This is a genomic window from Staphylococcus gallinarum, from assembly GCF_000875895.1.
GTDB classification, from domain to species: Bacteria; Bacillota; Bacilli; order Staphylococcales; family Staphylococcaceae; genus Staphylococcus; species Staphylococcus gallinarum.
Genome location: NZ_JXCF01000213.1, coordinates 1 through 241 on the forward strand (window position 1 = coordinate 1; position 241 = coordinate 241).

General features: G+C 33.6%; 1 pseudogene. It reads left to right on the top strand.

Annotated elements, in window-relative coordinates:
- A pseudogene (locus SH09_RS14115) lies at window positions 1-241 on the top strand (replication initiation factor domain-containing protein); the annotation flags it as partial.

The window sequence follows — 241 nt, forward strand, 5'->3', positions numbered from 1 at the left end:
GAGATAGTAATAGATTTATTAGAATTTATAATAAAAAGCAAGAACGTAAAGATAATGCAGATGCTGAAGTTATGTCTGAACATTTATGGCGTGTAGAAATCGAACTTAAAAGAGATATGGGGGATTACTGGAATGATTGCTTTAGTGATTTACATATCTTGCAACCAGATTGGAAAACTATCCAACGCACTGCGGATAGAGCAATAGTTTTTATGTTATTGAGTGATGAAGAAGAATGGGG